The sequence below is a fragment of the Rhodoligotrophos appendicifer genome, assembly GCF_007474605.1.
In the GTDB taxonomy this organism is placed as follows: domain Bacteria; phylum Pseudomonadota; class Alphaproteobacteria; order Rhizobiales; family Im1; genus Rhodoligotrophos; species Rhodoligotrophos appendicifer.
In genome coordinates, this window is record NZ_VHKL01000001.1 from 289,498 (window position 1) to 311,998 (window position 22,501).

Annotated in this window: 25 protein-coding genes, 1 tRNA gene and 1 pseudogene; 11 read left to right on the plus strand and 16 right to left on the minus strand. The window is 61.0% G+C overall.

Going from position 1 to position 22,501, the window contains the following annotated elements; translation table 11 throughout:
- Positions 1-176 precede the first annotated feature (176 nt).
- The 5 genes from FKM97_RS01325 (at position 177) to FKM97_RS01345 (ending at position 4,405) form a co-directional block, all read left to right on the plus strand.
- On the plus strand, positions 177-935 hold the full coding sequence (locus FKM97_RS01325) for a 3-deoxy-manno-octulosonate cytidylyltransferase (RefSeq protein ID WP_143957846.1): 759 nt from the start codon (positions 177-179) through the stop codon (positions 933-935).
- A 52-nt stretch (positions 936-987) separates the two neighbouring features.
- A complete protein-coding gene (locus tag FKM97_RS01330; RefSeq protein ID WP_143957335.1) occupies positions 988-1,848 on the plus strand; it encodes a prephenate dehydratase in 861 nt (286 codons plus the stop codon).
- A gap of 354 nt (positions 1,849-2,202) precedes the next feature.
- Positions 2,203-2,442: a twin-arginine translocase TatA/TatE family subunit gene (locus tag FKM97_RS01335; RefSeq protein ID WP_143957336.1), complete on the plus strand. Its 240-nt coding sequence runs from the start codon at positions 2,203-2,205 to the stop codon at positions 2,440-2,442.
- 27 nt (positions 2,443-2,469) lie between these two features.
- Complete coding sequence (locus tag FKM97_RS01340; protein ID WP_143957337.1) at positions 2,470-3,051, plus strand: YqaA family protein; 582 nt, start codon at positions 2,470-2,472, stop codon at positions 3,049-3,051.
- Between the two features lie 151 nt (positions 3,052-3,202).
- The gene (locus FKM97_RS01345) at positions 3,203-4,405 is read left to right on the plus strand and encodes an FAD-dependent oxidoreductase (protein WP_143957338.1); all 1,203 of its coding nucleotides are present in this window, start codon (positions 3,203-3,205) and stop codon (positions 4,403-4,405) included.
- A 14-nt stretch (positions 4,406-4,419) separates the two neighbouring features.
- Here FKM97_RS01345 and FKM97_RS01350 read toward each other — a convergent pair whose 3' ends face one another.
- Together FKM97_RS01350 and FKM97_RS01355 are read right to left on the minus strand one after the other, a co-directional pair.
- The gene (locus FKM97_RS01350) at positions 4,420-5,439 is read right to left on the minus strand and encodes an FUSC family protein (protein ID WP_143957339.1); all 1,020 of its coding nucleotides are present in this window, start codon (positions 5,437-5,439) and stop codon (positions 4,420-4,422) included.
- A complete protein-coding gene (locus FKM97_RS01355) occupies positions 5,436-6,434 on the minus strand; it encodes an HlyD family secretion protein (protein ID WP_143957340.1) in 999 nt (332 codons plus the stop codon). The genes FKM97_RS01350 and FKM97_RS01355 overlap by 4 nt, the downstream gene beginning before the upstream one ends.
- Before the next feature lie 155 nt (positions 6,435-6,589).
- Here FKM97_RS01355 and FKM97_RS01360 point away from each other — a divergent pair, with 155 nt between their 5' ends.
- The 3 genes from FKM97_RS01360 to trxA all read left to right on the plus strand — a co-directional run bounded on the left by FKM97_RS01360 (position 6,590) and on the right by trxA (position 7,909).
- Positions 6,590-6,784 (plus strand): hypothetical protein, encoded by a 195-nt coding sequence (locus tag FKM97_RS01360; protein ID WP_143957341.1) that lies wholly within the window; start codon positions 6,590-6,592, stop codon positions 6,782-6,784.
- Positions 6,785-6,849: 65 nt separating this feature from the next.
- Positions 6,850-7,434 (plus strand): L,D-transpeptidase, encoded by a 585-nt coding sequence (locus tag FKM97_RS01365; RefSeq protein WP_143957342.1) that lies wholly within the window; start codon positions 6,850-6,852, stop codon positions 7,432-7,434.
- A 139-nt stretch (positions 7,435-7,573) separates the two neighbouring features.
- The gene (gene trxA, locus FKM97_RS01370) at positions 7,574-7,909 is read left to right on the plus strand and encodes a thioredoxin (RefSeq protein WP_143957343.1); all 336 of its coding nucleotides are present in this window, start codon (positions 7,574-7,576) and stop codon (positions 7,907-7,909) included.
- A 79-nt stretch (positions 7,910-7,988) separates the two neighbouring features.
- Here trxA and FKM97_RS01375 read toward each other — a convergent pair whose 3' ends face one another.
- From FKM97_RS01375 to aroA, 13 genes and pseudogenes are all read right to left on the minus strand, one after another.
- A complete protein-coding gene (locus FKM97_RS01375; protein WP_143957344.1) occupies positions 7,989-9,320 on the minus strand; it encodes a bifunctional folylpolyglutamate synthase/dihydrofolate synthase in 1,332 nt (443 codons plus the stop codon).
- 126 nt (positions 9,321-9,446) lie between these two features.
- Positions 9,447-10,295 (minus strand): annotated as a pseudogene (gene accD, locus FKM97_RS01380) (acetyl-CoA carboxylase, carboxyltransferase subunit beta); the annotation flags it as partial.
- 43 nt (positions 10,296-10,338) lie between these two features.
- On the minus strand, positions 10,339-11,190 hold the full coding sequence (gene trpA / locus FKM97_RS01385; protein ID WP_143957346.1) for a tryptophan synthase subunit alpha: 852 nt from the start codon (positions 11,188-11,190) through the stop codon (positions 10,339-10,341).
- A gap of 4 nt (positions 11,191-11,194) precedes the next feature.
- Positions 11,195-12,418: a tryptophan synthase subunit beta gene (gene trpB, locus FKM97_RS01390; RefSeq protein WP_143957347.1), complete on the minus strand. Its 1,224-nt coding sequence runs from the start codon at positions 12,416-12,418 to the stop codon at positions 11,195-11,197.
- 47 nt (positions 12,419-12,465) lie between these two features.
- Positions 12,466-13,116 (minus strand): phosphoribosylanthranilate isomerase, encoded by a 651-nt coding sequence (locus tag FKM97_RS01395; protein WP_143957348.1) that lies wholly within the window; start codon positions 13,114-13,116, stop codon positions 12,466-12,468.
- On the minus strand, positions 13,106-13,855 hold the full coding sequence (pyrF, locus tag FKM97_RS01400; protein ID WP_143957349.1) for an orotidine-5'-phosphate decarboxylase: 750 nt from the start codon (positions 13,853-13,855) through the stop codon (positions 13,106-13,108). The genes FKM97_RS01395 and pyrF overlap by 11 nt, the downstream gene beginning before the upstream one ends.
- 63 nt (positions 13,856-13,918) lie before the next feature.
- Entirely contained in the window at positions 13,919-14,773 is an 855-nt protein-coding gene (locus FKM97_RS01405; RefSeq protein WP_143957350.1) for a hypothetical protein, read from the minus strand.
- Positions 14,770-15,099 carry a lipopolysaccharide assembly protein LapA domain-containing protein gene (locus tag FKM97_RS01410; RefSeq protein ID WP_143957351.1) on the minus strand — a complete coding sequence of 110 codons (330 nt, stop codon included), beginning with the start codon at positions 15,097-15,099 and terminating at the stop codon, positions 14,770-14,772. The genes FKM97_RS01405 and FKM97_RS01410 overlap by 4 nt, the downstream gene beginning before the upstream one ends.
- 185 nt (positions 15,100-15,284) lie before the next feature.
- On the minus strand, positions 15,285-15,572 hold the full coding sequence (ihfB, locus tag FKM97_RS01415) for an integration host factor subunit beta (protein WP_143957352.1): 288 nt from the start codon (positions 15,570-15,572) through the stop codon (positions 15,285-15,287).
- 61 nt (positions 15,573-15,633) lie between these two features.
- Positions 15,634-16,593, minus strand: a complete 960-nt coding sequence (gene sppA / locus FKM97_RS01420) for a signal peptide peptidase SppA (protein ID WP_143957353.1) — start codon at positions 16,591-16,593, stop codon at positions 15,634-15,636.
- A 47-nt stretch (positions 16,594-16,640) separates the two neighbouring features.
- Entirely contained in the window at positions 16,641-18,389 is a 1,749-nt protein-coding gene (gene rpsA, locus FKM97_RS01425; RefSeq protein ID WP_143957354.1) for a 30S ribosomal protein S1, read from the minus strand.
- 182 nt (positions 18,390-18,571) lie between these two features.
- On the minus strand, positions 18,572-19,195 hold the full coding sequence (gene cmk / locus FKM97_RS01430) for a (d)CMP kinase (RefSeq protein ID WP_143957355.1): 624 nt from the start codon (positions 19,193-19,195) through the stop codon (positions 18,572-18,574).
- Positions 19,192-20,538 carry a 3-phosphoshikimate 1-carboxyvinyltransferase gene (aroA, locus tag FKM97_RS01435; RefSeq protein WP_143957356.1) on the minus strand — a complete coding sequence of 449 codons (1,347 nt, stop codon included), beginning with the start codon at positions 20,536-20,538 and terminating at the stop codon, positions 19,192-19,194. Before aroA ends, cmk begins: the two co-directional genes overlap by 4 nt.
- 10 nt (positions 20,539-20,548) lie before the next feature.
- Here aroA and FKM97_RS01440 point away from each other — a divergent pair, with 10 nt between their 5' ends.
- The 3 genes from FKM97_RS01440 to FKM97_RS27135 all read left to right on the plus strand — a co-directional run bounded on the left by FKM97_RS01440 (position 20,549) and on the right by FKM97_RS27135 (position 21,558).
- Positions 20,549-21,088 carry a TIGR02300 family protein gene (locus FKM97_RS01440; RefSeq protein WP_246104892.1) on the plus strand — a complete coding sequence of 180 codons (540 nt, stop codon included), beginning with the start codon at positions 20,549-20,551 and terminating at the stop codon, positions 21,086-21,088.
- Between the two features lie 110 nt (positions 21,089-21,198).
- Positions 21,199-21,274 (plus strand) — tRNA-Ala (locus tag FKM97_RS01445).
- An 89-nt stretch (positions 21,275-21,363) separates the two neighbouring features.
- Positions 21,364-21,558: a hypothetical protein gene (locus tag FKM97_RS27135; RefSeq protein WP_428977876.1), complete on the plus strand. Its 195-nt coding sequence runs from the start codon at positions 21,364-21,366 to the stop codon at positions 21,556-21,558.
- A 14-nt stretch (positions 21,559-21,572) separates the two neighbouring features.
- Here FKM97_RS27135 and FKM97_RS01450 read toward each other — a convergent pair whose 3' ends face one another.
- Positions 21,573-22,373, minus strand: a complete 801-nt coding sequence (locus FKM97_RS01450) for a creatininase (RefSeq protein ID WP_143957358.1) — start codon at positions 22,371-22,373, stop codon at positions 21,573-21,575.
- Positions 22,374-22,501 lie beyond the last annotated feature (128 nt).

The following is a 22,501-nucleotide window of genomic DNA, read 5'->3' on the forward strand; positions in this document are numbered from 1 at the left end:
CCTCTCCCGCTGTGATGGAGCCAAACATATAGACCGCCGTAATTAATTCCACGCGGTGAAATTCGATCCCACGCGCGGGCCGGACCCTAATTCTTTCACCATTGCCTTGCAACCGCCATGACCTCATGCGCACATATGCCGCGCTGATTTTTGCCGGGATCAACGAAGGGACCATGATGGCCGTTCCAAACGCGCATAATACCCTCGTTGTCATTCCGGCACGTATGGCGGCAACCCGGCTTCCCGGCAAGCCCCTTGCCGATATTTGCGGCCTGCCCATGATCGTCCACGTCTTGCGCCGTGCCGAAGCCGCCGGTGTCGGCCGCGTGGTGGTGGCCTGCGGTGATTCGGAAATTGCCATGGCGGTCGAGGCCGCCGGTGGACATGCCGTGATGACCGACCCGAACCTCGCAAGCGGATCCGACAGGGTGCAGGCCGCGGCGTCAACCCTGGACCCTGACGGCTCCTATGAGATCGTCATCAACCTGCAGGGTGACCTGCCGACGGTCGATCCGGAGGCGTTGCGCGCCTCGCTGCTCCCTCTCCATAATCCCCAGGTGGACATTGCGACCCCGGTCGCGCGCATCCGGGATCGTGAGGAGGAGGAGAGCGACGCCGTCGTCAAGGCCATTGCGCGCTTCGAGCACGGCGCCCGCACCGCGCGGGCCGAGGACTTCGTCCGCGAACTGCCCCCCGATGCCGAGGGACCCCATCTCCACCACATCGGCATTTATGCTTTTCGTCGCCCCGCCCTCGATCGGTTTGTGAGGCTTCCGGTTTCCGCTTCCGAGGTGCAACGCCGGCTGGAACAGCTGCGTGCATTGGACAATGGCATGCGCATAGATGTTGCGCTCGTTGACACTGCCCCCTTCGGTGTCGATACTCCGGCCGACCTTGAAAGGGCTCGCGGCGTGATCGCCTCCAGGCGGGCCTGATCCTCAAAATCGGACCGGTGTTTAAGCGGCCGGCCGCAGTCGGTGAAAAATCGTGTCCAAACGCAAGATCGTCTACCAGGGTGAGCCGGGCGCCAACTCGCATATCGCCTGTACGGAAATGTTTCCCGACGATGAACCCATCGCAAGCGAGACCTTTCCGGATGCCTTCGCCGCCCTGACGGAAGGTCGTGTCGATCTGGCGATGATACCGATCGACAACACGCTGGCCGGGCGGGTCGCAGACATTCATCACCTGATCCCGGAGTCGAACGTCTATTTCGTCGGCGAGCACTTCCTGCGCGTCAATCATCAGCTCCTCGCCATCCCCGGAACGAAGATCGAGGACCTGAAGACGGTCTCGAGCCACCCCCACGCGCTGGGTCAATGCCGCAAGAAAATTCGGGCACTCGGCCTGAAACCCATCACCGCCGCCGATACGGCCGGCGCCGCGCGGGAGGTGGCGGAGCTGAAGGATCCCTCTCATGCCGCCATAGCCACGGGCTTGGCCGCTCGCATTTACGGCCTCACGCCCCTGGTGACGGAATTCGAGGACGCCGAGCACAACACGACGCGCTTCGTAGTGCTTTCTGCCAAGCCTAATGATGCAGAGCCGGAGGAAGCGCCGGTTCTCACCAGCTTCATCTTCAAGGTGCGGAACGTTCCCGCGGCCCTGTACAAGGCACTCGGCGGGTTCGCCACGAACGGCGTCAACATGATCAAGCTGGAGTCCTATGTGGATGAAGGCTTCAACGTGGCGCAGTTCTACGCCGACGTCGTCGGTCATCCCATGGATCGCAACGTCAAGCTGGCGCTGGAGGAACTTGCATTCTTCACGACGTCCTTGCGCATACTTGGCGTCTATAAGGCGAGCCCCTTGCGGGCTTTGTGGCGCATGAACGAGTCGATCGGCTAGAGGTCGATCGGCGCATACGGCTTCCCCGTGGGTTTCTCGATCCCATAGGCCACGGTGTGGACGGGGGCTCCCGCCTGTGCCCGCATCGATGGAACGGGACCGGTGATGGAAACCTCCCGTCGCAGCCCTCGGGATCGGCTTTGGCTGCTGCCGCATAAAAGCTTTGAGCGGGATGGATCGTTCCTCCCGACTGAGCCGCATTGACCGTGGCTCAGGTTAAGGTAGAAAGCCCTGCCGCGATGGTGCAGGGTGATGCTGGAGTGCAAGTTTTGCTGATGCGGCCTTAGGTCATGGCCTCACGCACACTATGTTCCGGGTAGAGTTTGGGTAAGTTCAGACGAGGAGACGTCAATCATGGGTGCGATGAGCGCTTGGCACTGGATCATTCTCGGCCTGGTCGTGGTACTTCTGTTCGGCCGCGGCAAGGTTTCGGAACTGATGGGCGATGTCGCCAAAGGCATCAAGAGCTTCAAGAAGGGCATGGCCGAAGAAGATGAACGGCCCATCGACCCGAATGCCAGCCGGATCGAGCATGGCACTGATGAACGCGCCGGGGTCACGGCGGATGGTGTGAAGACTCCGATCCGCGAATAGTCTCATCCCCCGGGGCCGGCACGCGCGATGCTGCGCAAGCTTTACGACCGCATGCTGGTCCTGGCCGAGGGGCCGAACGCCCTTTGGGCACTCGCTGTCGTTTCGTTTACGGAGGCCTCCTTCTTTCCGGTACCTCCCGATCCGGTCCTGGCGGCGATCGTGCTCTCCAGACCGCAACGGGCTTGGCTCGCGGCGGCGGTCTGTACCCTGGCTTCCGTAGTCGGCGCTCTTTTCGGCTACCTCATCGGGCTGACGCTCTATGACCTGATCGGTCAGCCGATCATCGATTTCTACGGCATTCAGAACGCGTTCGACACATTTAGAGCGAGCATCCAGGAGTGGGGCGGCTGGATCATCGTGGCCAAGGGCCTGACGCCCATTCCCTTCAAGCTGGTCACTATTGCCAGTGGCGTGGCGCAGCTGGATCTGCTCGTGTTTGTCGTCGCCTGCGCCCTTACCCGTGGCGCACGCTTCTTCCTGGTCGCCGGGCTCTTCTATAAGTTTGGCCCCGCAGCGCGGCAGGTGATCGACAATAATTTTAACCTCGTGATGGTGACCGGCGTCGCACTGGTCATCTTGGGCTTTGTCGGCTTTGCATTTGTAGGTTAGTTCGGACGGCACCCAGCTACGTTGTACCAGAACATATTAGCGGCGAATATTTATCTCATTTATGCCGATTTCTGCTGATCAAGATCAGTTCGCTCCGACATCGATACCATATTTATAGTTTTATATTTCATCCTTTTCTAGGATACATTTCATGGAACGCCGCGATTTGTTTCGCCAGACGGGGGCCTTCCTGGCGGCCGCCTCTACGCTCGCAATCCCATTGATGGCGGAGAACGCCCTCGCTGCAGCTGTCCCCGACAGCTCGGACACCACAATCTCGTTGGCGCCAGGCGCAGGGCCGATTCCACCGCTGCCGCCGATCGACGCCAAGATTGATCGCATCACCGGTGTCTATGCCGGCACCCGCCCATTCCGGCACCAGGGCCCGCGCATCGAATTGGAGCGGCTTGGAAGGAAGGTCATCGTCCACAATTACGGGCATGGCGGTGCAGGCTGGTCCCTCTCCTGGGGCTCAAGCAAGCTTGCACTGGACCTCGCGTTGACGACCGGCGAGCGTCGCCTTGCCATCATCGGCTGCGGTGCCCTCGGTCTCACCTCCGCCCTGCTGGCGCAAAGGGCGGGCCTGCTGGTACGAATCTACGCGAAGGCGCTTCCCCCAGACGTATCGTCGATCAGCGCTACGGGATTATGGACACCCGATTCACGTTTCTGCTCGGCCGAGCATGCCCCGGCTCAGGCCACACGCTGGAAGGAGATGGCCACCACGTCATTCGCGGCCTACCAGAATCTAATGGGCCTGCCCGGCAAGCCCATAGAGTGGATCACAGGCTATGCCCTGTCGGATACGCCCTTCACGACCCGCCCCTCCCCCATTCCTGACGAGCCAGAATATGGCGAGCTTCGCGATCGGCAGAACGATTTCACACCACAACCGGTGGCGATCGAACGGGGAAGCCACCCATTCCCCACGCCGTTTGTGCGCAGATGGACCACGATGATGTTCAACGTGAGCGCCTATGCACACTTGCTCATGGCCGATTTCCTCCGCGCCGGCGGCAAGGTCCAGGTCTGTGAGTTCAAGCACCCGCGCGAACTTCAGAAGCTCCCTGAGCGAACGATCATCAACGCCACAGGCTACGGGGCGAGAGCCTTGTTCGACGATAAATCGGTCATCCCCGTGCGCGGCCAGACGGCACGCCTCGTTCCACAGCCTGAAGTAACCTACGGGCTGAGCACGAAGCAGTTCCTCGTCGTGCCGCGAAGCGATGGCCTGCTGGTCCAGGATATCGACGAGACCGGCAACTTCAACAACGCCGACGAGTCACCCAGCCGGTCGGAATCCGAGAGGACCGTACGCCAGCTTGCGGCGCTGACCGCCAACTTCCGGAAATGAGCCGACAATTGCCCCTAGGCCAGTGCAGCACCCTTGGTGGAAACAGCGCGATGTCGTGCGACCAGCCAAGGGTGTAGCGCAATGACCACCAGAAGGAGGATGACCACCCCGGAGGTCATGCCCACCAACCGTTCGACTGCGGGGAGAATGGTGGCGGCAGGGGCCGGGCCTGTGACCAGGGCCATGATATAGGCGAAACCCGCCTGGGTGCCGATATAGGCCACGCGCGGATCGCCGTGATGGATCTGAGCGAACAGGAATAGGCCGCCGAGCAGCAGGATCGACCAGGCCGGCAGGGTCTCGATGCCGAGCATGGCGATAGGGATGCCGACGCCGGCGCCGACCAGACAACCCAGCAAACGCTGCCAACTTCGCGTGATCATCGTCGTCATCTTCTGGTCCACGAGGATGACGGCGCTGACGATGATTTGCAGGATGCTCGGCAGATCGAACCAGATCCAGGCCACAATGGCGACAACGCAGGTGAGACTGGACACGATCGCTGCATGCTCGACTTCCACGAGGTCGGTCGCGGAAATTTTGGCGGGCTCGCCGGGATGCTCGGCTTGCGGAACCAGGCGCCCCGCCGCGGTTTCCACGACGAAATACGCAACGACGCCGACCGTGACCTCCAATCCTCGGGAGACGACGAACTGAAAGACATCCGCGGGATCAGAGACATTGGCCGCCAGGGCCATGGCGGTGGTCAGATAGAAAAGGGCCCAAGCATAGGGATAAGGAGACTGGAACCGCCGATAGGCGCCCAGGCCGACGACCGCCGCCATGCACATCACCATGACGAACGGATCGTCCATCGTCAGCACGGCGAGGACATATCCGGTGACGCATCCAGCGAACGTCCCCACCAGCCGCATGGCCGCCTTCGACACAGTGGCACCACGATCGGGGTTTGCGATGACCCACGCGGTGATGCAGGCCCAATAAGGTTCAGGAAGAGCGAGACTGAAGGCAAGGATCCCCGCCATCAGGACGGCGGAGGCGGTCAGCAGGGACTGACGCGCGACGATGTTCACCGTGGAAGTCCGACGAAAAGGAGAACGCTGGCATCGGAGCCCGCATACAGGTGACGCTGTTCCGGCAGGAGGCCGAGATCGATCTCCACCGGAAATCGCCGCTGCAGCCGGACCCACTGTGTGTCGACTGCCACATAAGGCAGGGCCAGGATCGCGGCATCGCTGCGCGAGACACCGCGTGCGATGCTTCGGACGGTCCCCCTGTGGATGCGCCAGGGATCCCCCGCCAGCCGGATATAGACGACGCTGTCTGTCTTTATGGTCTCGAGATACTGTTCCTTCAGATTGGCGACTACGCGCCAGTTGTTGTTGGTCACCACGGCCAGCACATCGTCGCCGGGTTGCACATAGTCGCCCGGCTTTTTCTGATAGGGAGCCACAGTGCCGTCGGTCGGGGCGAACACCTTGGTGTGCGAGAGATTGTATTGCGCCGTCCCCAGTTGAGCCTGCGCGACTCCGATCGACGCCTCGCGGACTTGCGCGGTGCTTTTCGCGACCTCGAGGGCAGCTTCCGCGGAGGACACGGCGGCATTGGCCTCGTGGAGGTCACGGTTTGCGTTGTCGAGCTCCTGTTGTGACATGAAGGTATCGCGCACCAGCGTCGCGATGCGTGCTTGAGTGGCCTTGGCGTCGGCCTGCCGCGCCTGTGCTGCCGCGAGCGAGCTCGACGCCACATCGATCTGCGACAGGGCAGCCTTGTAGTTCGCTTGAGCGAGGGTGACGGCCGCCTCGCCCTTCGTCACCTCGATGGAATAGGGCCGCGGATCGACCTCGAACAGCAGATCGCCTTGCTTGACGGTCTCATTGTTGACGACAGGGATGGCCACCAGCTGCCCTGCGACGATGGGCGAAAGTACGAGCACGTCGGTCGCCACATAGGCGTCCCATGTATAGGCGACGAAGGTGGTGATGATCTCGTAGGCGAGCAACAGGATGCAGAGCAGTCCAATGACCGATAGGCTGACATGCTTGGCGACGAAAGCTCTCAATCCCAACGTCCGCTCTCCAACCCGACCACTCGAACAATCTCCACTTTTGTTACCCTATCGTTTGGTAATGAAGTCTCTCCAAACATGTCCGTAGGAGGCAGGATTGCGCAAGCTCCCATGCTATATTCGATCTCGATTTGGACAGAGGATGGAGATGGGTTGTGTTTGATCGCTTGGAGGCCGAGCTTTCCCTGCTGCTGACGCAAATGGAGAATCAGCCTGAGGACCGGCATGAGATGTATTTGTCACTGCGGGAAAAACTCAACGAAATGAGGGCTTTCGGCATGCCGGTACCGGATGATATTCTTGAGTTGGAGCGTGCGCTGGAAGCAGAGTTCTTGGAAACGAAGATGTGACTGCGCTCTGTTTGACAACGGCGCTAGGAAGATCTCACCGCGATTTGGTGCTGAGGGGAATTGAGATGATACGGGGTTTATGTGCAGCTTTTCTTTGCGCATTGGTAGTGACGGTAGCGTTCTGGAGCAGTGGGGCATCCGCCCAGTCGGTTCGGTTCAACTTCAACACGGAGAGCCGTGGACTCGACAAGAAGTTCCAGAAGCAGATGGTCGCGTATAACGGCCGGGAGGCCCCCGGCACGATTATTATCGACACGAAGAATCGTTTTTTGTTCCTGGTGATGCCCGGCGGTCAGGCCATGCGCTACGGCGTTGGCGTGGGTCGCGACGGCTTCGCATGGTCGGGTGAAGCAACCATCGAGAGCAAGCAGGAATGGCCGAAATGGTTTCCTCCGAAGGAAATGATCGCGCGTGATCCGAAGCTTGCGCCCTATTCCACGGGCATGGCCGGCGGACCCGAGAACCCTCTCGGAGCCCGCGCGATGTACTTGTACAAGGATGGCAAGGACACCCTGTTCCGCATCCACGGCACGTCGCAGCCCTGGAGCATCGGCCAGAGCCTTTCGAGCGGCTGCATCCGGCTGCTGAATGAGGATGTCATAGACCTGTACGAGCGTGTTAATCTCGGCACGACGGTGGTTGTGCAGTAGCCGGCTCTGTTCACCTCCAGCAATGCGCTCCGTTCAGGGACGCATTGCATTTCCGGTTCTTGATCGGTTGCCGGTGAGCACCTAACTTTGACCTATGTGCGGCGCACAATGCGTCGGGAATCGTTTACGAGGTAAATTGATGGACGCGCTCAAGTCAGCCACGGTCAAGGTGTCGGATGCCAGCTTCGAAGCTGATGTTCTCAAATCGACCAGTCCGGTCGTTGTGGACTTCTGGGCTGAGTGGTGCGGTCCGTGCAAGATGATCGCTCCCGCGCTCGAGGAAATCGCCAGCGAGCTCGGCGACCGGTGCAAGGTCGTGAAGATCAACATCGACGAAAACCAGATGACGCCGTCGAAATACGGTGTTCGGGGCATACCGACCTTGATGCTGTTCAAGGATGGCCAGGTGGCTTCCACCCAGGTAGGCGCGCTCCCCAAGGGCAAGATCCTCGAGTGGATCCAGAAGTCGGTCTGACTTCTAGTCTCGGCCGGACAGCCGATCGCTTTCGGCTAGCAGTGGGGGATGACGGGTAGAAATCCGCATCCCTGCTGCCCTATGAACCTGCCTCTGCAACGCCCTCATGAGCCGCGAGCACGTGGCCCGCGAGATAGAGCGAACCGCAGATCAGCACGCGCGGTGCAGTGTCAGTTCGGGTGGCCTCGCGCCACACCTTCGACAAGGCATCTTCCAGCGAAAGCGCCGCCTCACTGTCGAAACCCGCTTCAGCAGCGATTTCTGCCAGGATCGCGCCCTCCAGGGCATTGGGTTCCCCGGGAATGGTCAACGTAATCACGCGCTTTGCAAGTCCTGCAAACGAGGCGATGAAGCCGCTGGGATCCTTGGTGTTCAGCATTCCCCAAATCAGTATGAGCGGTCGGGACACCCTCTCCTCGATCTCCGCTAAACTCGCCGCAAGGACTCGCCCAGCGGATGCGTTATGTCCGCCGTCGAGCCACAACTCTGCGCCGGTCGGCAGGAGGGCCAGCAAGGGCCCACCATTGAGACGCTCCAGCCGCGCGGGCCATTCGGCGAGCAACAAACCCTGCTCTATCTGGACCTCGCCCACTTCGGGATCGCCTAAGGCGCGGACTGCTGCGATTGCAGCACCCGCATTGTCGAGCTGAAACCGTCCGGCCAGGCGGGGCAAGGGCAAGTCCAACAAGCCATGCATGTCCTGGTAGACGAGGCGGCCATGTTGTTCGAAGGACTGCCAGTCTTGGCCCGAAATGAGGAGCGGCGTTCCGGCTCTGTCTGCCGCTCGCTCGATGGCCTCAAGTGACTCATCCGCTTGCGGCGAGATAATGCAAGGACGGTCCCGCTTCATGATGCCGGCCTTCTCGCCGGCGATTTCGGCAAGACTCTCGCCCAGGAACTGCTGGTGATCATAATCGATCATGGTGATGACGCTCACCGCCGGATCGACGACATTGGTCGCATCCAGGCGCCCCCCGAGCCCGACCTCAAGGATCAGATAATCTGCCGGTTGGCGGGAAAAGGCCAGAAACGCCGCAGCCGTCGTGATCTCGAAGAAGGTGATCGGCTCCCCATCGTTGATGGTTTCGCACTCCTCCAACAAGGCACTCAGCCTCTCATCGGTGATGAACGTGCCGCCGCCGTTCTGTCCCAACCTGATCCGCTCATGGAAATGCACGAGATGCGGCGAGGTATAGACATGGACGGACTTGCCGGAAGCTTCCAGCATGGCCCGCAGGAAGGCCACCACGGATCCCTTGCCATTCGTTCCCGCGACGTGAATGACCGGCGGCAACTGCCGCTCTGGATGGCCCAACCTCTCCAGGATCCGCCAGACGCGATCCAGGGAAAGGTCGATCACCTTGGGATGCAAAGCCGTCAGGCGTGAGAGAACGGCGTCGCTACGCGACATTCCGAATTCCTTGAGCTGGTGCCGACATCACTGAGCGGCGTCGCGAAGTGTTTCCCCTTGATCGTGCTGCGGGTCCGCATTCAAAGCCGGAACGAGGATCTCCGGCTGAACGATGTTTCTCTGATCCGGCACCCGCATGAGGGTCTGGACGAGGCGGCTGAGGGTGGCCCGCAATTCATGGCGATGGACCACCAAGTCGACCATGCCGTGATCCATGAGATATTCGGATCGCTGGAACCCTTCCGGAAGCTTTTCCCGGATCGTCTGCTCGATCACGCGCGGCCCGGCAAAGCAGATCAGCGCGCCGGGCTCAGCCAGATGGACGTCGCCGAGCATCGCATAGGACGCAGTGACGCCACCTGTCGTGGGGTTGGTGAGCACGACGATGTAGGGCAGCCTTGCATCGCGCAGCATCTCCACCGCGACTGTCGTCCTCGGCATCTGCATGAGGGAGAGGATGCCCTCCTGCATCCGCGCGCCGCCGGAGGCGACAAAGAGAATGAAGGGACAATGGCGGAAAACGGCCTGCTGCATGGCAGAGATGATGCCTTCGCCGGCAGCCATCCCGAGCGACCCGCCCATGAACTCGAAATCCTGGACGGCAGCCACCACCTCCACCCCATCGAGATGTCCGGCGCCCGCCTGTATCGCATCCTCCTGGCCCGTCTTCTGGCGAGCCTCCTTCAACCGATCGGCATATTTGCGCTGATCGCGGAATTTTAGAGGGTCATTAGCGGCTTTCGGGAGCTCAAGCGCTTCGTAGTGCCCCTCGTCGAATAGCCCCTTCAGCCGGTTTGCGGGAGGCATGCGCATATGATGATCGCTGCCGGGAATGACGAACTGATTGGCTTCGAGATCTCGGTAGAACACCATCTGCCCCGTCTCGGGGCACTTGACCCAGAGGTTCTCCGGCACCTCCCGTCGAGAAAGGATGCTGGTGATCTTGGGTCGTACAAAATTCTTGATCCAGTTCACGGGATCTCCTCAGAGCGCTTCTCGCCCCTGCTCACGGCACCGACTATTCGGCAGCCGTAGCCCGGGCCGCACGCACACCTGTCGCCAAGCGCGACACAAGCTCGTGAACGGCACCGGCAGTCGCCGGCGTCGCTCTGCCGTCCCTGTCCAAACTCTTGCCGATCTCGTCGACAAGTGCAGAACCAACCACGACCGCATCGGCATGAACTGCGATTCCGGCTGCTTGTTCCGCCGTCTTCACGCCAAAACCCACAGCGACCGGCAAATGGGTATGAGCCCTGATGCGGTCAAGGGCCGTGCGGACTGACGTCGCATCCGCCGAGCGTGCCCCCGTGATGCCAGTGATGGAGACGTAATAGACAAAGCCGCTGGTATTGGTCAGAACCGCCGGCAACCGGGCATCATCGGTCGTCGGTGTGGCGAGGCGTACGAAGATGAGTCCCTTGGTCAGCGCCGGGATGCAGAGCTCGTCGTCCTCCTCCGGCGGCAGATCGACCACGATGAGCCCATCGACTCCGACGTCAAGCGCATCCGAGAGGAACCGGTCGACGCCATAGCTGTAGATGGGATTGAAATACCCCATGAGAACGATGGGCGTGGAATTATCGCTGGCCCGAAAGCTGCGCACCATGTCCAGGGTCTTGACCATGGTTTGGCCAGCGGCCAGGGCACGAAGGGAACCGGCCTGGATGGTTGGACCGTCCGCCATGGGATCTGTGAACGGCATGCCCAGCTCGATCACATCGGAACCGGCGGCGGGCAGGCCCTGAAGGATGGCGCAGGAGGTCGTATAATCGGGATCGCCGGCTGTCACAAACGTGACCAGCCCGGCCCGGCCCTCCAGCTTGAGAGCTGCGAACTTCGTATCGATCCGGGTCTCTCGTGATGACGTCATGGTCTCACATCTCCACGCCGAGATGTTCTGCGACAGCAAACACGTCCTTATCGCCCCGACCGCTCATGTTCATGATCAGGATCTGGTCGCGCTCCATGGTTGGCGCGATCTTCTCGACCAGCGCCAGCGCATGCGCGCATTCCAACGCTGGGATGATCCCTTCCAGCTTGGTACAGAGCTGAAACGAGGCTAGTGCCTCCTGGTCGGTGATCGGCACATAGTCCACCCGGCCGACATCCTTCAGCCAGGAATGCTCCGGCCCGATTCCGGGATAATCTAGGCCCGCGGAAATCGAATGCGCTTCGGTGATCTGACCGTCGGCGTCCTGCAGCAAATAGGTCCGGTTGCCGTGCAGAACGCCCGGGCGACCGCCGCTGATCGACGCTGCGTGCTCATGGGTATCGATGCCCTTGCCGCCGGCCTCGACGCCATAGATCTTGATGTTGCGATCATCCAGGAAGGGATGAAAGAGTCCGATCGCATTGGAGCCTCCGCCGACTGCGGCGACCAGTGCATCCGGCAGCCTGCCCTCGACTTCGAGGATCTGCTCGCGCGTCTCGTTCCCGATGATCGACTGGAAATCGCGCACCATGACCGGATAGGGATGCGGACCCGCCGCGGTGCCGATGATGTAGAAGGTATCTTCCACATTGGTGACCCAGTCGCGCAGGGCCTCGTTCATGGCGTCCTTCAGCGTGTTGGAGCCTGAGGTCACGGGCCGGACTTCGGCTCCCAGGAGCTTCATCCGAAAGACGTTCGGTCTCTGCCGCGCGACGTCGGTTGCTCCCATATAGACGACGCAGGGAAGACCAAACCGAGCACAGACCGTTGCCACCGCTACGCCGTGCTGACCTGCACCGGTCTCCGCGATGATCCGTGTCTTGCCCATGCGCCGAGCCAGCAGGATCTGCCCCAGGCAATTGTTGATCTTATGCGAGCCGGTGTGATTGAGCTCTTCCCGCTTGAAATAGATCTTGGCACCGCCGAGGTGCTCGGTAAGGCGCTCGGCGAAGTAAAGTGGGCTGGGCCGACCGGTGTAGGTCTTGTTCAACCCGTCGAGCTCCGCCTTGAAGTTCGGGTCGACCTTGGCCGCCAGATAAGCCGCCTCGAGCTCAAGGATCAGCGGCATCAGGGTCTCGGCGACGAACCGTCCGCCGTGATTGCCGAAGTGACCGCGCTCATCCGGTCCTGCTCGAAACGTATTCGCGATCGGTGCACTGTTATTCATTCGGGCTTAAACTGACCTGCTGCCGGAAAAGGGGAAGAGCCTGGTTCTTAGCCCGTGGCCCGCGCCGCCTCAATAAAATTCCTGATCAGGCGCGGGTCTTTACGTCCCGGCCCCGTTTCCACTCCAGATGAGACATCCACCATCGGAGCCGAAGTGATCCTTATCGCTTCCGCCACATTCTCCGGCGTGAGCCCCCCGGAAAGCATGAATGGTGCCCCCTCCCCACGCGAAGCCAGGAGCGACCAGTCGAAAGCAACACCATTGCCGCCGGGAAGAGCCCCTGCTTCATCCTGAGGTGGGCGCGCATCGAACAGGATCAAGCGTGCGACATCGCCATAAAGTGCCGAATTGGCGATGTCGGAGGCGTCTCTCACCGTGATCGCTTTGATGATGGGCACATTGAAATGGGCCGCAATCTGCGCCACGCGGTCTGGGCTTTCCTGCCCATGCAGCTGCAGATAGTCCGGATTGGTCGCCGTGACGATCATATCCAGCGTCTGATCGTCGGCATCCACCGTGAGCGCGACTTTCGCAGCGCGGCCGTCCACACGCTCAGCCAGTTCCCTGGCCATCGCGTAGGAGACGTTCCGAGGGCTGCGTTCGAAGAAAACCAAGCCGATCAGGTCTGCCGATGACTCAAGAGCAGCATCGAGAGCCGCAGTCTCGTTGATCCCGCAAATCTTGACCTTAACGACCATGGACCAGCTCTTGCGCCGAGTCGATCTCGGCCTTTATCAAACGGGCGGCCGCTAGAGGATCATCGGAGCCGGTGATAGGCCGGCCGATGACCAGAATATGGGCTCCTGCCCGCAACGTGTCCTCCGGCGTCGCGATACGCTTTTGATCCGCGACCGCGGAAGTCAATGGTCTGATCCCCGGCACCACCGTCATGAAGTGCTTGCCGAAGCCCGCCCGCATGGCTGCAACTTCTCGCGGACTGCAGACGACGCCGTCCAGCCCACAGCCAGCGACCACGGCCGCGAGCCCGAGTGCATGGGTTTGCGTATCCGCCCCGTCCCGCATGTCGAAACCGATGGTCTCCAGGTCGCCACTGTCCAGGCTGGTGAGAATGGTGACGGCGATGAGCTTGGGTCGCCGTGTCGCCTCGATCGTGGCAATCACCTCGCGCGCCGCCATCAGCATCGCTTCCCCGCCCGCCGCATGAACGTTCACGATGGCAGGAAGGGGCTCAAGCTTCATCAATGAGCGGAGACCGCCAGCGACGGTGTTGGGAATATCGTGGAGCTTCAGGTCCAGAAAAATGGGTGTGCCGCAAGCTGCGACCTTTTCGTAGCCTGAAGCGCCATGGGCATAAAAAAACTCGAGGCCCAGCTTGAGGAAGCCGACGGCTCCTTTGAGCGTCCGCGCGAGGGCGACCGCTCGATCGAGGTCAGATGTGTCGATGGCGACGCAGATGGGATTCGGAAAAGGGCTCATGCTCTTTCGGCTTGTTCAACAGATGGGCCGCTTATAGCAGAGGTGAAGAGCGGCCGCGATCCCTTAGCCGCCGCACCCACACCAGAGCACAGGCCGCGCCTTGCCGTCGACCACGGCGGTGATATCCCAACCGTCGCCATAGTCGAAAAAGCTGAAGACCACCAGTTCGTACGGTCCTCGGCCATCGACATCAACAATGGCGACGACACGGTTCTGCAGCAGGGAGGGGGGTTCTTCCGGCGGTGTGGCGACGACCTCGCTATGAACCGGAATGATTGTTTCTCCCTGCTTTAGCAGCAGCACGGAGTAGTTTCCCTGCGCGATCTCATCCTTGCCGATAAGGGAGGCATTGATGATCAAATCGTCCTGGCCATCCCGGTCCAGGTCGACGCTGAGGATCTGCTGAAACGATAATTCGGCTGCGGGCAGGCCCGCTTGCTTGAGATAGTCGGCAAGGATCTGGCGGACCTGGTCGTCGGGCTCGCGTGTGGTAACCTTCGCCGGCAGCAGCTTCTCGACATCTGCTGTCGCACCGGAGACAGCGACCGCAAATTTCCCGGGCTGCCCCTCCTCCAAAGCAAGTTCCACGGTATAGCTCGCATCGCAGTCGCCAGCGTCGTTGAGCACCGGCTGGCCGAGCGCGGCCACCTCTCTCAAAGGCCCTGTGAGATCGACCAATGTATAGATCTGATTAATGGCGAGCTTCGGAACGATCTGCGAAGCGTCTCCAAACAGGCCCTTTTCGCTGCCGCCTATGAAGCAGGTATCGGCATCGGAAGTGACACCCATCAACCCGATGGGCTGTGCCAACGCCCCTGCGGGTAGCAGGCAGAGCGAAATGGCGAGCGCGGTTCGGCGGATCCGAAGCAGTGCCCCTGCCTTGAACTTCGTCTCGAATATGTCCGCTCTTGAAGTCACAATGGCTGCAGAGGCGCCGGCGCTGTCAGGGCAGTTTCCCGTGGGACGTCGCGCTCTGATTGAAGACGGCGGACCTCGTGGCGCCTATGACGGGCTTCCCGCCTCCATTTTCCCTGGGACAGCCATGCTGATGCGCCACCGATCAGCATGCCCAGGATGATGGTCGCCACGAGAAGGGCGTAAAGCGGCATCTCGAACGCGAGCCAAGGATTGGCCACATCGAAGGGATCGAGGGAAAATACCACCAGACCCCTGTTTGCCACCACCACCACGATGACGATCAGGGCAACGGGGACACCCAGGATCCAGGAGAGGACGCGCTTCAAGATCAGCACTCCGTGAGTTGCCGGACAAGTAGACGAACAGCCGCTCAACACACAGAGAGCGGCCGCGGCAGTCGACAGAGAGTATCAGATGAGATCTGCTGGAAACACCCCAGATGGCAACTTCCCGAAGCAAAAACGCAATCTTGTGACCGTCGTCCACCACAGGGTGAACGATGACGACAGGACTACTCGCCCTCGGTGTTCAGGCGATCACGGAGATCCTTGCCGGTCTTGAAATAGGGAACTCGTTTGGCTCCCACGCTGACGGGCGTCCCGGTGCGAGGGTTGCGTGCCGTGCGCGCCTGGCGCTCCTTGATGGAGAAGGCACCGAAGCCGCGAAGCTCCACCCTGTCCCCACGTGCCAGCGCGTCACGAATCTCGTTCAAGATCGTATTGATGATCCGCTCGACATCGCGTTGGTAGAGATGCGGATTCTGCTGAGCTATGTGAAGAATGAGCTCAGACTTGATCATCCCTCCCTCACCGTTGGCCGACATTATTTCGCTCTTCGTTCGTAGGCCCAGCACAAATATTTTATTGAGGGTGCCAAATGGATATCAGCCCGTCAAGGCTAAGTCTTTCTGCGCGAAGAGTTTTTTGCAGTGTGCCAAAAAAGTCACCGCCGCCGAGGGCGCTGAACAAGGCCGCCAGTGCTTTGCTCCCGAGGCCGATCTGGCTTGAATCGGGAACCTCGTAATTGACGATCTCGAGCTTGCTGTCGATGCCTTTGGCCGTCCGCAACCAGTTGAGCGCCTGATCTTCACCGCCGAGTTCATCGACCAGTCCGACATCCACCGCCTGGCGCCCGGAAAACACTCGGCCGTCAGCGAGCTGCCGAACATCGTCGAGCGCGAGCTGCCGCCGCTCGGCGACAAGTCCGATGAACCAATTGAAGCTGTCATCGACCAGCGCCTGGGTCACCCGCCGAACGTCTTCGCGCAAGGGCGTAAAGGGCGAAGGCTCGGCCTTGAGAGCTCCGCTCTTGATTTCATTCATGGTGATGCCGAGCTTGCCCAACAGTTCGGTGAGTTGCGGCCACTGAAGAATGACGCCGATCGAGCCGGTTGTCGTATTTCCCAGGGCCACGATGTGATCGCCGGCGATGGACGCGATATAGCCGCCCGATGCAGCGACCGTCCCCATTGCCGTGACAACGGGCTTCTTCTCCGCGAGCTCGCGGATGGAATGATACAGAAGCTCGGAGCCGGCCGTCGTGCCCCCGGGACTGTTGACCTCGATGATGACGGCTTTGACCCGCTTGGCCTTGCGAAGGTCCTCGAAGAGCTTCTCATAGCCGTCCGTATCGGCGATGACGCCCGAGACCCGCACCCGCGCAATGTGGTCTGTGAGCTTCCCGATCTCCGCGGTTCCCGCAAGCGAGAACGCGCCGACCACGCACACTGCGAGGACGGCGAGCACCGCGAAGATCCGCCAGAATGACAGCCGCCGCTTGAGGCGGCGGCGGTCTGCCAGGATGTCGGCGTCAACGATCATGGCACTGCATCCAATTCTGGAGGCTTAAGTGAACGAATGAAAAGTCCTCAGGACTTTTCACCCTCTTCCTCTTCGTCATCACCGGCCTGCTGCTTAGCCTTGTGCAGGGCAGCACCCAGGATATCACCAAGCGACGCTCCGGAGTCACTGGAGCCGTACTGTGCGACGGCAGCCTTCTCCTCGGCAATCTCGAGCGCCTTGATCGAAACCGCGATACGGCGGCTGGCTTTCTCGAAATTGGTGATGCGAGCATCGACCTTGTCGCCGACGGCGAACCGCTCAGGCCGCTGCTCCGAACGATCCCGCGAGAGATCGGCGCGACGCACGAAGGTTGTGAGATCCGTATCCGCGATCTTCACATCGATGCCGCCTTCTTTCACCGCGATAACCTCGCAGGTGACGACGTCGCCCTTCTTCATGCCCTTGGCCGAAGACGCTTCCATCGGATCGGACTGCAACTGCTTGAAGCCGAGGCTGATGCGCTCTTTCTCGACATCCACGTCGAGAACGGTCGCCCGGACGATCTCGCCCTTCTTGTAATCCTGGATCGCCTCTTCGCCGGTACGGTTCCAGTCCATGTCGGAAAGGTGGACCATGCCGTCGACATCCCCATCGAGACCGATGAACAGTCCGAACTCGGTGATGTTCTTGATCTCTCCCTCGACCACGCTGCCGACCGGATATTTGTCGGCGAACGAATCCCAAGGATTGGACAGAGCCTGCTTGAGGCCCAGCGAGATCCGGCGCTTGTTGGGGTCGACCTCGAGAACCACGACCTCGACTTCCTGGCTTGTCGACAGGATTTTGCCGGGATGCACGTTCTTCTTGGTCCAGCTCATCTCGGAGACGTGGACCAGACCCTCGACACCTTCTTCCAGCTCCACGAAGGCGCCGTAATCAGTGATATTGGTAACGGTTCCGGTCACCTTCATACCCATCGGATACTTGGCGTCGACACCCTCCCAGGGATCCTTCTCCAGCTGCTTCATGCCGAGGCTGATGCGCTGGGTGTCCGGATTGATCTTGATGATCTGGACTTTGACGGTCTGTCCGACCGACAGGACGTCCGCCGGATGGTTGACGCGCTTCCAGGAGATGTCGGTGACGTGCAGCAGGCCGTCGATGCCGCCGAGATCGACGAACGCACCGTAATCGGTGATGTTCTTGACCAGGCCTTCGACCACCTGACCTTCTGTCAGGCTCTGGACCAGCTCCGAACGCTGCTCGGCGCGGGTCTCTTCCAAGACGGCGCGGCGCGAAACGACGATATTGCCGCGACGCTTGTCCATTTTGAGGATCTGGAACGGCTGCGGCACGTTGAGGAGAGGTCCGACATCGCGGATCGGGCGGATGTCCACCTGGCTGCCCGGGAGGAACGCAACGGCGCCGCCGAGGTCGACGGTGAAACCACCCTTCACGCGACCGAAAATATTGCCTTCAACACGCTCATTGGTTTCGAAGGACTTCTCGAGGCGCACCCAGGCTTCCTCGCGGCGAGCCTTCTCGCGCGACAGGACGGCCTCGCCCATGGCGTTCTCGACCCGCTCAAGATAGACCTCGACCTCGTCGCCGACATTGAGGACGTCTTCTCTGCCATTGGTCAGAAATTCGCGAAGAGGGACGCGGCCCTCCGTCTTGAGGCCCACATCGATGACCGCGAAATCATTCTCGATCGCCACGATCGTCCCTTTGACGACGCTGCCTTCAGCGAAGTCAGAAGTTCCGAAGCTCTCGGCCAGCAGGGCCTCGAAATCCGCCCGCGTCGGGTTGAGCGAGCTTGAAGTCACGTCAGTCATACAGCCTCTTTCCAAAGCAATAAGCGTTTGCCCGCGGGCTAAAACCGCAGGACATCCCGACCCAGATGCACAGGGGGACGGGCGTTGATATCACATCCTGTTCCGAATGCCCTTTACGCCAGGAGCAAAGCGGTCTTGGACAAGCTAAAAGGCGCGCCGGCAAATTACCCCCGCGCACCTTGTCATTCTCTTTGCCGGTCGATGATCTCGACGGCTTGTCTGAACGCCGTCTCTATATCCAATTCCGTGGTATCGAGCAAGACCGCGTCCGCCGCCTGGCGCAGAGGAGCGATCGGTCGCGCGCGGTCGCGGGCGTCACGCTCCATGAGCGCGGCCTTCACCGTCTCTTCATTGATGGGCTCTCCACTCCGGGCAAGCTCCAGATAGCGACGGTGCGCCCGCACCTCGATCGAGGCGGTCACGAACAGCTTTGCCCGCGCATCGGGACAGACCACGGTTCCGATATCGCGGCCATCCAGCACCGCGCCCGGCTCCTGGGCAGCAAATCGTCTCTGAAAATCGAGCACGGCCTCGCGCACGCCGGGCATCGCTGCCACGACCGAGGCTGCCTCCCCCGTGGCAGCAGTTCGAAGCTCCGGATCCTCCAAGAGGCTGTCGTCGATCGCCGCTGCCGTCGCCGATGCGACGGCTTCGTCCCCCAGATCGGCACCCCCGCGGCGCATCTGCAGGGCGACTGCTCGATAGAGCGAGCCGGTATCCAGATAGGCGAAGCCGTAATGAGCCGCGAGGCGCCGGGCAAGCGTACCCTTTCCCGAGGCGGCAGGCCCGTCCACCGCGATGATCATGCCGTCGCCAGCTCGCCGATATCGGCGCCCAGCCCCGTCATCAGGGAAACAAACGTCGGGAAGCTTGTCGCGATCATCCGTCCGTCATCGACCGTCACCGGCTCCCGCGAAACGAGGCCCAGCACCAGGAACGCCATTGCGATCCGATGATCCATATGGGTTTCCACCGTTCCGCCGCCCCGCGGTACGCCACCCTCGACGACGAGCCAATTCTCTCCGCTCTCATGCGCGATCCCATTGACGCCAAGCCCCGCGACGATGGCTGCCAACCGGTCGCTCTCCTTCACCTTGAGCTCGTCGAGACCCAGCATTTCCGTACGACCCTCCGCACAAGCCGCAGCAACGGCCAGGACGGGGTACTCATCGATCATCGAGGCCGCCCGGTCCGCCGGCACCGTGACGCCCGTGAGCCGGCTCGACCTGACCCGGAGATCACCGACAGCCTCCCCGCCCGCGACCCGCTCGTTCAGAACGATGATATCCCCGCCCATCTCCTGGAGGGTCAGCAGCAGCCCTGTCCGGGTCGGGTTGAGCATGACGTTCTCGAGAACGATGTCCGAACCTTCGGTGATCAGCGCCGCTACCAACGGAAAAGCAGCAGAGCTCGGATCCGCGGGGACGGAAATCGGCTGCGGCGTGAGCTCATGATACCCCTCGATGGAGATCCTTCGGCCCACGCCCTCGTCCTGCACGTCGATCTTGGCGCCGAAAGCCGAGAGCATGCGCTCGGTATGGTCGCGCGTCTTGACCGGCTCGATCACCGATGTGACTCCCGGCGTGTTCAGTGCCGCCAGCAGAACGGCCGATTTGACCTGCGCGGATGCCACCGGCAGGCTGTAGATAATTGGGATGCCGCGTTTCGCTCCGGTCTCGGTGAGAGGCAGTCGCCCGCCCTCGGCCGCCGCAAACCGGGCACCCATCTGCTCAAGCGGCGCTATGACGCGCCCCATGGGACGTTTGCAGAGAGAGCCATCTCCCGTCAGCCTAGCCTCGATGGGGGTCGTCGCGATGAGGCCCATGCACAGTCGCACGCCGGTGCCGGAATTCCCGAAATCGATGCCCCCCGTTGGCGAGGAGAAGCCGCCGACGCCGACGCCATGAACATGCCAGTTTCCTTGGCCCTTTCGCTCCACCTGCGCGCCGAGCGCCCGCATCGCATCCGCAGTTCCGAGAACATCCCCCGCTTCCAGCAGCCCATCGATGATGGTTTCGCCGACAGTCAATGCGCCCAACATGAGCGACCGGTGCGATATCGACTTGTCGCCGGGAACGGAAATTCGTCCCGCGAGATTTGCCGATCTTGCCGCCCTCAGGGGAATTTTCGGGCCTTCCGACATAGTCATGCGATCCAATATGCTTGCCAACGGGCCGCGTCGTACCATATGGGGTGCGCCTCGTCATCTTCCGCCATTTGCTTTTGACAGCCGCCGAGGTGCATGGCATGGGGATGCGCAAATCCAGATTTATGCAAGGGTCAGATCCGTGGTCAAACCGGAACTAGGAACGAAACGCACGTGTCCCAACTGTTCGACGCGTTTCTATGATCTTGAGAAGGACCCTATCCACTGCCCGAAGTGCAGCTATTCCTTCGTGGCCGAATCATTGTTGCCATCGAAGATGGACCAGATGGTGCCGGTTGCGCCTGCTCCCAAGGTCGAGCCCAAGGTCGTCGATGACGAAGAGGAGTTCGAGGACGTCGAGCTCGTCAGCCTTGAGGACATCGAAGAGGACGTCAAGGACGATGATGAAGAGGACGTGCCCGCCATTGAGGACGTCGAGATCGGCGACGACGACGTAAAGCCGGACGACGACACCTTCCTTGAGGACGACGACGAGGAAGGCTCTGATGTGACGGGAATCATCGGCGTCAACGACGATGACGAGGAAACCTGATCCTCGCCAACTATTGCTTGATCTAAAAAGGGTGCCGGCCTAAGTAGGCGGCGCTGCATCGCCGGGGCGGTTCCCACACCGCCGCCACCAGAGAACCCGGCGCAGACGATGGGGCCGTAGCTCAGTTGGGAGAGCGCTTGAATGGCATTCAAGAGGTCAGGGGTTCGATTCCCCTCGGCTCCACCATCCACCCTCCAAGTCGCTGACATCGTTGGAAGACGAGAATTTCAGCGTCTTAGCACTCGCAGCTTGCACACAATCGTGACAGGATCAGGGTGCCGAAGCACCTGGTGGTCTCCCTGAGCAGGACCACGATCAAGGAAAGCCTCGGCACGTGTTCACTGCAGACCGCCAAGAGGAAGCCCAACCTCCCGCGCGTTTGGGATGCCGCAGGTGCCAGACCGACTGCCGTGATTAACTGCCAAGGCTCGTATGGCGCGCGAACCCTCGGATGGCGGCCTTTGGATTGAGCTTCGGGCCGCCATCAGCCGCCTTGGGCTGTCCCTTTCAAGCCGAACTCCGCCGTCACGGCCTTGGCAATGCCCTGGACATACTCGTCGAACAGCAGCTTGCCTTTCGCGGCGCTGGCGGTGGTGCTGGCGACCAGAGCGCCATCCTTGGGAAGGCTCGGCCAGTTTTCCCAGGTCATGGGGAAGACGTCATAGGGTGGGAAATCTGCAGGCGGATGGCTCGGGAGCCGGTCGGCATGAACCAGCTCCGGGTAGAGATGCATCATCAGCGAGGTCTCCATGACCCCGGCATGCTCCAGCGCCCAGGTCGGGAAGCCGTCGGGCCAGACGGCCTTTTCCGCATCAGGGCTGGTGAACTCGTAATACCCTATGCGCATGATCTTGATCTCGGTAATGCCGTCGCGCCGCAAGTCGCGGAGCGCGAGATCCACGCCCTCGGCGATCATCATGGTGTTCTCGTAATGGCCATCCATGAGAACGACGCGCCGGATGCCGTGTCGCGCCAGTTCGCAGATCACATCCTTGATCGTGCCGATCAAATTGGCTGCGTCCAGGCTAATCGTTCCCGGAATGTGGTTCCCGCCACCGGAGCGAACCTGAGACTTGTAACCGAAGACGATGGAGGGAGCGACGAGGGCGCCGATGCGCTCAGCAACTTTCTCTGCGATAGCAGTCGGAATGACCTCATCGCAACACATGGGCAGATGCGGGCCATGTTGCTCGTGAGAACCCACTGTCACGAAGACCACTGGATTTTCGTCTCGAACTTTCCGGTCATAGTCAGTCCAGCTCAATTCGGTCATGCGGACGGTCATTCTATTCTCCTGGGCCGGACCTGATTTGCAGAAGATGATTGCTCGCGCCTCGCGAGGAAAGAATAGTAAAATTCCGAAGTTATGTTTTGCTGCCTCACAAGTACAGTCGCGGTGGTGGAGCGCCCGCC

Coding starts and splice junctions, on each gene's coding strand:
- FKM97_RS01325 (WP_143957846.1), top strand. CDS start 177: ATGGCCGTTCCAAACGCGCATAATACCCTCGTTGTCATTCCGGCACGT.
- FKM97_RS01335 (WP_143957336.1), top strand. CDS start 2,203: ATGGGTGCGATGAGCGCTTGGCACTGGATCATTCTCGGCCTGGTCGTG.
- FKM97_RS01340 (WP_143957337.1), top strand. CDS start 2,470: ATGCTGCGCAAGCTTTACGACCGCATGCTGGTCCTGGCCGAGGGGCCG.
- FKM97_RS01345 (WP_143957338.1), top strand. CDS start 3,203: ATGGAACGCCGCGATTTGTTTCGCCAGACGGGGGCCTTCCTGGCGGCC.
- FKM97_RS01365 (WP_143957342.1), top strand. CDS start 6,850: ATGATACGGGGTTTATGTGCAGCTTTTCTTTGCGCATTGGTAGTGACG.
- trxA (WP_143957343.1), top strand. CDS start 7,574: ATGGACGCGCTCAAGTCAGCCACGGTCAAGGTGTCGGATGCCAGCTTC.
- FKM97_RS01375 (WP_143957344.1), bottom strand. CDS start 9,320: ATGTCGCGTAGCGACGCCGTTCTCTCACGCCTGACGGCTTTGCATCCC.
- trpA (WP_143957346.1), bottom strand. CDS start 11,190: ATGACGTCATCACGAGAGACCCGGATCGATACGAAGTTCGCAGCTCTC.
- trpB (WP_143957347.1), bottom strand. CDS start 12,418: ATGAATAACAGTGCACCGATCGCGAATACGTTTCGAGCAGGACCGGAT.
- FKM97_RS01395 (WP_143957348.1), bottom strand. CDS start 13,116: ATGGTCGTTAAGGTCAAGATTTGCGGGATCAACGAGACTGCGGCTCTC.
- pyrF (WP_143957349.1), bottom strand. CDS start 13,855: ATGAGCCCTTTTCCGAATCCCATCTGCGTCGCCATCGACACATCTGAC.
- ihfB (WP_143957352.1), bottom strand. CDS start 15,572: ATGATCAAGTCTGAGCTCATTCTTCACATAGCTCAGCAGAATCCGCAT.
- sppA (WP_143957353.1), bottom strand. CDS start 16,593: ATGATCGTTGACGCCGACATCCTGGCAGACCGCCGCCGCCTCAAGCGG.
- rpsA (WP_143957354.1), bottom strand. CDS start 18,389: ATGACTGACGTGACTTCAAGCTCGCTCAACCCGACGCGGGCGGATTTC.
- cmk (WP_143957355.1), bottom strand. CDS start 19,195: ATGATCATCGCGGTGGACGGGCCTGCCGCCTCGGGAAAGGGTACGCTT.
- aroA (WP_143957356.1), bottom strand. CDS start 20,538: ATGACTATGTCGGAAGGCCCGAAAATTCCCCTGAGGGCGGCAAGATCG.
- FKM97_RS01440 (WP_246104892.1), top strand. CDS start 20,549: ATGCTTGCCAACGGGCCGCGTCGTACCATATGGGGTGCGCCTCGTCAT.
- FKM97_RS01450 (WP_143957358.1), bottom strand. CDS start 22,373: ATGACCGTCCGCATGACCGAATTGAGCTGGACTGACTATGACCGGAAA.